General features: G+C 68.3%; 6 protein-coding genes and 1 pseudogene. 3 read left to right on the top strand and 4 right to left on the bottom strand.

From position 1 onward, the window contains the following. Window positions 1-177: 177 nt before the first annotated feature. Window positions 178-1,512 (top strand): MFS transporter, encoded by a 1,335-nt coding sequence (locus ACFVWY_RS22230; protein WP_389875083.1) that lies wholly within the window; start codon window positions 178-180, stop codon window positions 1,510-1,512. A gap of 179 nt (window positions 1,513-1,691) precedes the next feature. After that, a complete protein-coding gene (gene thpR / locus ACFVWY_RS22225; RefSeq protein WP_389875080.1) occupies window positions 1,692-2,264 on the top strand; it encodes an RNA 2',3'-cyclic phosphodiesterase in 573 nt (190 codons plus the stop codon). 380 nt (window positions 2,265-2,644) lie between these two features. Here the strand turns inward: thpR and ACFVWY_RS22220 are convergent, their stop codons facing one another. Next, complete coding sequence (locus tag ACFVWY_RS22220) at window positions 2,645-3,640, bottom strand: aldo/keto reductase (protein ID WP_389875078.1); 996 nt, start codon at window positions 3,638-3,640, stop codon at window positions 2,645-2,647. A gap of 162 nt (window positions 3,641-3,802) precedes the next feature. Beyond that, entirely contained in the window at window positions 3,803-6,088 is a 2,286-nt protein-coding gene (locus tag ACFVWY_RS22215; protein WP_389875398.1) for a peptidoglycan recognition protein, read from the bottom strand. A 225-nt stretch (window positions 6,089-6,313) separates the two neighbouring features. On the opposite strand from ACFVWY_RS22215, the gene ACFVWY_RS22210 reads away from it, so the two are divergent. Next, on the top strand, window positions 6,314-6,790 hold the full coding sequence (locus ACFVWY_RS22210) for a cupin domain-containing protein (RefSeq protein ID WP_389875076.1): 477 nt from the start codon (window positions 6,314-6,316) through the stop codon (window positions 6,788-6,790). Between the two features lie 27 nt (window positions 6,791-6,817). Here the strand turns inward: ACFVWY_RS22210 and ACFVWY_RS22205 are convergent, their stop codons facing one another. Then, window positions 6,818-7,216: a hypothetical protein gene (locus tag ACFVWY_RS22205; RefSeq protein ID WP_389875074.1), complete on the bottom strand. Its 399-nt coding sequence runs from the start codon at window positions 7,214-7,216 to the stop codon at window positions 6,818-6,820. A gap of 78 nt (window positions 7,217-7,294) precedes the next feature. Then, a pseudogene (locus tag ACFVWY_RS22200) lies at window positions 7,295-8,558 on the bottom strand (hypothetical protein); the annotation flags it as partial.

Genomic DNA, 8,558 nt, shown 5'->3' with positions numbered 1-8,558 from the left:
CCCGCCCGATGGCTTGCCGGTGGTGTTGGGGTTCACGCTCCGCCCGCCCCCCCCGGTGTTGTATATGCCCCCCCCCGTGGGCGGGGGGGGGGGGGCCCCGCACCCCCGCGGGCGCGCCGCCCCCCGGCCGCATCCCGTCAGTCAGAGAAGCCCCAGCGCCCGAGGAGGCGAACCCCTTTGAGTACGGGATCCGGAGCAGACTCCGCCCCCGCACCGACTTCCACCCACGAGAGCAAGCCCGGCGGGACCTTCTCGTCGCTGAAGATACGTAACTACCGCCTGTTCGCCACAGGCGCCGTGATCTCCAACACCGGTACCTGGATGGCCCGCATCACCCAGGACTGGCTCGTCCTGAGCCTCACCGGCTCCGCGGCCGCGGTCGGTATCACCACGGCCCTCCAGTTCCTCCCGATGCTCCTGTTCGGCCTCTACGGCGGAGTGATCGCGGACCGCTTCCCCAAGCGGAAGCTCCTGCTCGTCAGCCAGGCGGCACTCGGCCTGTGCGGCATCGCGCTCGCCGTGCTCACGCTCTCCGGCGTGGTCCAGGTGTGGCACGTCTACCTGATCGCCTTCCTGCTCGGCATGGTGACGGTCGTCGACAACCCGGCCCGTCAGTCCTTCGTCTCCGAGATGGTCGGCCCCGCCCAGCTGCGCAACGCGGTCAGCCTCAACTCGGCGAACTTCCAGTCCGCCCGGCTCATCGGCCCGGCCGTCGCGGGTGTCCTGATCACCACGGTCGGCAGCGGCTGGGCCTTCGTGTTCAACGGCCTGTCCTTCGCCGCGCCGCTCATCGGCCTGCTGATGATGCGCCCCTCCGAGTTCCACCGGACCACCGTCGTCCCGCGCGCCAAGGGCCAGCTGCGCGAGGGGCTGCGGTACGTCTCCGGCCGCCCCGAGCTGATCTGGCCGATCGTCCTGGTCGGCTTCGTCGGCACCTTCGGGTTCAACTTCCCGATCTGGCTCACGGCCTTCGCCGACGAGATCTTCCACGGCGGAGCCGGGATGTACTCGTTCTTCAACATCCTCATGGCCGCCGGCTCCCTCGCCGGAGCCCTGCTCGCCGCCCGCCGCCGCTCCTCCCGGCTGCGGATGCTGGTGGCCGCGGGCACCGCGTTCGGGGTGCTGGAGATCATCGCGTCGATGGCCCCGTCCGTCTGGATCTTCGCGATCCTGCTGGTCCCGATCGGCATGATCGGCCTGACGACCAACATCAGCGCGAACACCAGCGTCCAGATGGCCGCCGACCCGGCCATGCGCGGCCGGGTCATGAGCCTGTACATGATGGTCTTCGCCGGGGGCACGCCGGTCGGCGCCCCGATCGTCGGCTGGATCAGCGACGCCTACGGAGTCCGTACGGGCATGGCCGTCGGCGGGGCCTTCTCGCTGGTGGCGGCCCTCGGCGTCGGCCTGGTGCTGGCCCGCGCCGGTGGTCTGCGGCTCCGCGTGGACCTGCGCCCCGGACGCCCGCACGTCCGCTTCGTACCGCGCGAGGAGCTGGCCACCGCGGCCTGACCTCTTCCCGCCGCCCTCCGCCCTCCTCGCCCCTGGTGAGGAGGGCGGAGCCGTGCGGGGCGCCTCCAGGGGGCGGGGCGCAGTTCCTCGACGGGGGGCGGGGCGCGCGTACGCCCGGCGGCATCGGGGCGGTGCGCGTGCGCCCCTCGGGCGCCCCGGGGCGGTGCGACACTCGGCGCATGAGCCGTCTCCGCCTCTTCGTCGCTGTGCTGCCGCCCGCCCCCGCCGTCGAGGAACTGCGCCGCGCCCTCGCCCCGCTGCACGCCTCGCCCGGGGCCGAAGGGCTCCGCTGGACCGGCGCGCCCGGCTGGCACTTCACGCTCGCCTTCCTCGGGCCCGTGGACGAGGAACTGCTGCCCGAGCTGAAGGAGCGCCTGGCGCGGGCCGCCCACCGCACCGCACCCTTCCCGCTGCGCCTCCACGGTGCCGGGAGGTTCGGCGACCGGGCCCTCTGGGCCGGGGCGGCCGGCTCGCTCGACATGCTCCGGCTCCTCGCCGAGCGCGCCGACGCCGCCGCCCGCCGCACCGGCCTCCCGATGGACGAGCACCGCCGCTACACCCCGCACCTCACCCTCGCCCGCAGCCGTGCCGGGGCCGATCTGCGCCCCTGCGTCGACGCGCTCGCGGGCTTCGAGGGCACCGGCTGGCAGGTCGACGAGATGGCCCTGGTCCGCAGCAACCTGCCGGACTCCGGGGTGCCCGGCGAACGGCCCCGGTACGAGGTGGTCGACTCCTGGCCGCTGGGGCACTGAGCCGGGCGGTTAGGCTCGAAGGGTGGATCCCAAGACCAGAAACCGCATCATGGCGGCCGCGCTCGTGCTGATGTTCGTCGTCGTCGCCGTGGCAGCCGCCCTCGGCGCGTGATCGTCCCCGCGGCCCGAGCGGCGGGGACGGGCCCGGCCGCGCCCCGTCGTACGGGCCCTCCAGGCGGTGAGAGCCCGCTTCAGGCGGTGAGGGTCGGCTTCCAGGCGGTGGGGGCCGCCCGGCCGGGCTCCTCGGCGAAGCCCGGCCCGCGACGGCCCCGAAGGAACCGGATACCGGCTGGGACGGAAACGGGCCGTCGCCGTTCCGCTCCCGAAGGAGACCGCAACGGCGACGGCCCGCTGCCCGTGTGCCCGCCGGACACCGGACCTCACCAGGCGAAGGCCTCCGGCGAGGGCCCCGGCCCCGGGAAGATCTCGTCCAGCGAGGCCAGCAGCTCCGCCGGGAGGTCCAGCTCCAGCGCCCGCAGCGCCGAGTCCAGCTGCTCCTGGTTGCGCGGCCCGACGATCGGCCCGGTCACCCCGGGACGGGTCAGCAGCCAGGCCAGGCCGACCTCGCCCGGCTCCAGCCCGTGCTCGGCGAGCAGGTTCTCGTACGCCTCGATCTTCTGGCGCTGCGCCGCGTCCTTGAGCGCGTCCGCGCTGCGGCCCGAGACCGAGCGGCTGCCCGTGCCCTCGCGCTCCTTGCGGAGCACGCCGCCCAGCAGCCCGCCGTGCAGCGGGGACCACGGGATGACGCCGAGGCCGTACTCCTGCGCGGCCGGGATGACCTCCATCTCGGCGCGGCGCTCGATCAGGTTGTAGATGCACTGCTCGCTGACCAGGCCCACCGAGCCCCTCCGGGCCGCCAGCTCATTGGCCTGGGCGATCTTGTAGCCGGGGAAGTTCGAGGAGCCCGCGTAGAGGATCTTGCCCTGCTGGACCAGGACGTCGATCGCCTGCCAGATCTCCTCGAACGGGGTGCTCCGGTCGACGTGGTGGAACTGGTAGAGGTCGATGTAGTCCGTCTGGAGCCGCTTCAGCGATGCCTCGACCGAGCGCCGGATGTTCACGGCGGAGAGCTTGTCGTGGTTGGGCCAGGCCTCGCCGTCGGGGCCCATGTTCCCGTACATCTTGGTGGCCAGGACCACCTTGTCGCGGCGCTGCCCGCCCTGGGCGAACCAGGTGCCGATGATCTCCTCGGTGCGGCCCTTGTTCTCACCCCAGCCGTACACATTCGCGGTGTCGAAGAAGTTCAGACCCGTGTCCAGCGCCGCGTCCATGACGGCGTGGCTGTCCGTCTCATTGGTCTGCGGGCCGAAGTTCATGGTGCCGAGGACGAGACGGCTGACCTTGAGTCCGGTGCGTCCGAGCTGTGTGTACTTCATGGATGACAAGCCAACGCCTTCGAGTCCCCTCGAAGCAAGGGCATCCGTGACGCGCCCGCCCCCGGGGGTTCCGTTCTTCACGGACCACCGGGGGCGGCGCGGTGTGCGACCCGGCCGACTGCCGCGGGTCCACGGTCTGCTCCGGGTACCTGCTTCGGGTACCTACTTCAGGTACACGATCCCGTCGGTGGTGACCGTCGGGCGGCCCGAGGTGGCGACGACGACGATCTTGACGGTGTGCTTGGCGCTGGACGACCAGCTCTTCGTCCACAGCGCGTCACGGTACTTGGTGGAGCTGGACTTCAGGTCCACCGTGGACACCTTGGTCCCGTCCACGTACACGTAGACCTGCCCGGACGTGCTGGCCCGGGAGGCGACCAGGGCGACCGAGCGCCCGGTGAACGTCCAGCTCAGGCTGGCCCCCTTCGAGGAGCTGGTGTACGACTTGCCGCCGAGGTAGCTGGAGGACGACCGGGCCGTCCACTTACCGCTCTTGGCGGCCGAGGTCTCCTGCACGATGACCGGTGTACCGGCGACCGCCGCGGAGGCGGTGTTGCCCGCCAGGTCGTACGCCTTCATGGACCAGGTGGTCGCCGCGCCGGACTTGGCGGTGTGCGAGGCGCTGGCCGTCGTCGGGCCGTACGTCCTGGCGACCGGCGCGGTGAGCCTGACCTCCTTGAGAGCGGCGGCGTCGGCGGCCTTCCACTTCAGCGTGAGCGGTACGGCGGCGGTGTTCACGGTGCCGGTGCGCAGCGCCAGGTTCGGCTTGGCGGGGAACGTCGGCGCGGTCTTCTCGGCGATCACGGTGGCCGCCGCGGAGGTGGTGGTCTTCCCCGACTGGTGGGTGGCGCGGACCTGGACCTTGTGCGTGCCGAGCGCCAGGGTCGCGGCGGCGGAGGTGGCGGTGCCCGCGGTGGTGGCGACGGACTTGCCGTCGACCAGCAGCTCGTACTTGCTGATGAACACGTTCGGGGTGCTCGCCGACCAGCCGACGGTCACCGCCGACTTCGTGTAGTACGTCGTGCCCGCGCGCCCGGCGCCGGTCACCGACTTGACCGCCAGCCCCGTGACGGGGCCCGCGGCGAGCGCCCGGACCGTGCCCAGCTGTCCGTACAGCGCGGTGCCGGGGCACTGGGTGTTGAAGCCGTCGCGGTGCCCGGAGATCTGGCTGAAGGAGTACTTCGTGCCGACGGTGAACGCCCTGCCGAAGTAGTTCTTCCCGGCGGCGCCCGCGGCGAGCGTGGTGGTACCCGCGGGGTCGCCCTTGTACTGGCCGAGCTTCCACGCGGCGACCCGGGCCACCGATGTGGTCACCACGCTGGGAGCGGGCGCGTCGGTGTACGTACCGATCACCGCGATCCCGGCCGTCTCACGGTTGAAGCCGTAGGTGTGCGCGCCGAGCACCGGCCGGTCCACGCCGCCCTTGCGGCCCTCGAAGACGGTGCCGCACTTGTCGACGAGGAAGTTGTAGCCGATGTCCTTCCAGCCCTGGCTCTTGACGTGGTACGCGTACAGGCTGCGCACGATCGCCGGGGACTCCGCACAGGTGTAGGTGCTGCTCCCGGCGGTGTGGTGGACGAAGACGGCCTTGACGCCGGTGAGGTACTCCGGGGCCTCCGGGCTCATCGACTCGTCGGCACCCCAGGCGGCCCGAGAGGTGATCGGCGGCTTCGGCACGCTCGACGAGGGCGCGGACGGCAGCGTCGCGGCGGGGGAGGAGGCGGCGGGGGCCGAGGGGGACGGGCTCGCCGGGGCGGTGGGCTCGTCGGTGGCGGGCCCGGACGGGTCCGGGGAGTCCGGTGCGGGCGGCGTCGGCTCGACGGGCGCCTGCGTGCCCTCGTCCGGGGCGTCCGGTTCGGTGGTGTCCGGGGTGGTGGGCTCGCCGGTGGACGCGGCGGGCGGGTCCTCGGCGGGCAGGTCGGCGGCGTACGCGGCCGGTTCGGCGGAGAGCGTGGTGCCGCGCCCCGGGTCCACGGTGTCCAGCCGGAGCCCGGCGGGCAGCTTCGTGGAGATCTTGCCGCCCGCGTTGATCCGCACCTCGACCCCGTCGGAGGGGCCCACCCAGCGGGGCTCGGTGCTGCCGCGGGTGCCGGAGCGCCCGGTCTCCGTGCGACCGTCGAGGTCGGTCTCCAGCGAGGTCCAGGGCGTCCAGTTCCCGGAGGGGACGGACCGGGTCCGGACCTCGACGGCGCCGGTCACCCGGGCCGCCGGGTCGGTCCAGGTGACGCCCAGCATGCTGAACGGTGCGGTGTCCCGCTTGCCGAGCGCCGCGGACGTACCGCCGTCGCCGAGCTTCAGCGAGGCGGCGCGTACATCGGCCTTCGCCGGGCCGGACTTGGCCTCCGTGTCCACAGAGGAGTTGCCCGTCACCCCTTCGAAGACCAGGACACCGGCGACGGCCGAGGCCGCGGCGGCGGCCGTGATCCGGACTCTTCGGTTCCCCAGCAGTCCCTTCTTCGGAACTGCTCTGCGCTTCGCTCTCAAGCCGTACCCCCAAGGATCGTCATCGGCGTCTCTTCGTTTCCTCACGAGCCGCTGTGAGTGACGCGAGCACCGGTCGACGACGACCTGGTGGGGGTACGAGCGCTCCTGTGCCTACACAGCGGAGCCACAGCTTCGCATGCCCGTAATGCGGCTCTGAAGGCCCCCCGCCGCAGGCGTAGCCTGGCTGCCGTGAACTCCGCACCGCGCGTCCTGGCCGTACTCGACGAGCTGATCCACGCCGTGACCCCCGAGGAACGCGGGGCGATCTGGCAACTTGCCGAACAGGGCCGGGAGTTGGACGCCAACCTGGTGCGCCTGCCGCCCGGCGGCGAGGTCGGAACGCACCAGGAGGACGTGCTGGACGTCCTCCTGGTCGCCCTCGACGGCCACGGCAGGCTCGACACGGACGGCGAGTCCCTGGCGCTGACCCCCTCCACGGTGCTCTGGCTGCCGAAGACCTCCCGCCGCGCGCTCGCCGCGGGCCCGGACGGGCTCACCTACCTGACCGTCCACCGCCGCCGCCCCGGCCTCACGATCACGCCCGCGTCGTCGCGCGAGGGCGGCGAACCCCCCTGCATGCTCGACCTCGTCTGCCCGTCCTGCGGCCACCTCTCCCAGGACCCGGAACCGGTCTTCTGCAGCCGCTGCGGCGACCGCTTCGCGTAGGCGCGGGCGTGCGCACGTCTCAGCTATTCATGCGCTGGGAATGACTCTGAGCCAAGGTGTGTCCTCGTCTCCCTCCAGCGGTTCGGCCAGCGTGTCTGGGAATTCCTTGGCGATTTCATTGATCATCGCATGAAAGCTTTCCGGAGTGACTGAGCCACCCCATCGGATCAGAATGTCGAGGAGGGTCGACACGCGATTCTCGTATCCGATCTCGAACCTGAGATAACTGTCTTCCTCTGTGTTCATGAGCGTCAAGGTCAGTGATTTTTCATCCACGATCTGAAAAATCACAGTGCGCATGCAGCCATTTTCCATGACGAATTCAGGAACGCTTGAGTCTTTGCTTCGAGTGGTCTGTCGCCAATCTTCACCCGAGAGGCGATCCGTAATCAGTGAGTAGATCGCATCGAAGCCTTCTACGGTCACGATTTGCCCTTCCTGGCGAGGTATTTTCTTCAATTCTGCATAGCCGGGTGGATCTGTTCCATTGGAATTCTGTGATATCTATCGAGCGAAAGGTATTTTAATTATTTTCTTCTTCTGGCCATTCTCCCCTGAGACTTCCACGAGCATGGAATCGTATGTGGCCTGACCGATCGCGCCGGGAGTGTAAACCAGCTGTTTGAGCACCTTGTACATTTTCACATTTGCTTCGCGCAGTTCATGTCGGGTAGGCGGTGACATGACCGAGCCGTCTTCGGGATACATTTCGAGTTCCTTCACGGCCCATGCTGTGATCAGGGATTCGCTGCCGGGAGTCCACATTCCAATCTTGATGCCAGCCTTCACCAGATCGACAAGTGCCTGAATGGAGGTTTTTCTTCCGCCGTACACTTCGCCGGTCTTCTTCTCTCTTGCCCCGCGATATACGGACATTGCGTTGACGGTTATATTGAGATCCCACCCTTGGGGCAGATCGTTCTTCCCTGCCCAGTCCTTCCCCTTTCGGGCGTCGATTATTTTTGGTGTGCAGAACTCGGGGCAGGGGGTGCGAGTAACGTTCAGTTCCAGGTGCGCGTTATTCACCTCTTCCGTAGAGTGAGTTTTCGTATATGATTTCCAGTTGCTGAAAACGGATTTCAGCAGCTGTGGCTCTGAATGGTTTTCTCCATTTTTTTCCGATGATTTCGCGGGCCTGCTCGGGAATTCTCCTAACTTGAACTCCCTGCTGCCGCCAATGGTGAGAATCCCTGTTGCTGTGGTGGGTGTTGACTGACCGTGGACTGAGTAAGTTCCATCGGAATTCTTTCGGCTCTTCATGCGTAAGTTGGCTACATCTATCTGTGTCGTTCTGAGCGCTTCCGCCCTTGCTCGTTCGTACGCGTCGTAAATCTCTTTCGCCCTCGGGTTCAGTTCAAGAAACTTCTCGAAAGCGTTCTGTTCGTCCTCCTCCTTTGCCTTGCTGTGATGCTCCTCACTCTCAGGGCTCGCCGACACCATGACGCCGAACCCGAGGCGATCAGCCTCCGGGACCAAACGAAGCCCGTGCAGTCCGATATTTCTGTGCCTCTTGTAAATGAGATCCAGTTTCGGGCCGACGGCGTCAACTTCTGTGCCGACCGGGAGAGACTTCTTGAGTGCTGCTCGTACGGTCTTCCTTACTTCTTCAGGTTTCTTTTGTTCTCCTCTTCTTTCATCGGTGCCGGGATTCCTTTTGTCCCCATTCTTCTCCTTGAGTTTGTTCCAGAGGGCTTTGCCTTTTTTGGTGATGAGGTTGATGATTTTGTCGATGGCGCGGGTGACGGGTTTGGATACGGTGTGGAAGACG

Source organism: Streptomyces sp. NPDC058195, from assembly GCF_042883525.1.
Lineage (GTDB): Bacteria > Actinomycetota > Actinomycetes > Streptomycetales > Streptomycetaceae > Streptomyces.
Note: the sequence above shows the minus strand (reverse complement) of the source record. Positions and strands in the feature narration are given on the sequence as shown.